The organism is Lactobacillus kalixensis DSM 16043, assembly GCF_001434335.1.
In the GTDB taxonomy this organism is placed as follows: domain Bacteria; phylum Bacillota; class Bacilli; order Lactobacillales; family Lactobacillaceae; genus Lactobacillus; species Lactobacillus kalixensis.
Window position 1 is genome coordinate 1 of record NZ_AZFM01000092.1, and the last position, 475, is coordinate 475.

Here is a 475-nt window from a genome sequence, read left to right on the forward strand (position 1 = left end):
ACTGGTTCGTCCGGAGTTACCTTAGTTGGATCTGTTGGATCTGTTGGGTATTGTGGTTGTGGCACGTTTGGAATTGGCTTACCACTTGGGTCAACTGGAATAATCTTACCGTTAGGTGTGTATGTTACGGTTACTTCCTTAGTTAAGTCATCTGGAGTAATTGTTGTACCACCCGCAGTACGCTTATCTGCATGGTAGCCATCAATTACTGGAGTATCAACACTACCGAAGGTGTGACTTGATACATTCCAACCAGTTTCACTGATAATCTTACCAGTTACCTTATCTACTACGGCACTCTTGGTGAAGTCAAAGCTTTGAACATTGTCATCCTTGGCCTTGGTACCATCTGCGTATACGTAGTGGATAGTTTGTGTACCAGTCTTCTTCAACGCATTTTCATAACTGCCTTCTGGCCACTTAGGACCATCTGGATCATTAGGGTTGATTGGTTCGCCTGGCTTACCTGGATCAG

The 475-nt window shown here is 44.4% G+C and carries 1 protein-coding gene; it reads right to left on the reverse strand.

Features of this window, described 5'->3' with window-relative positions:
- Window positions 1–475 (reverse strand): mucin-binding protein (locus tag FC46_RS09900; protein ID WP_157046844.1); only part of this gene is annotated, 475 nt, incomplete at both ends.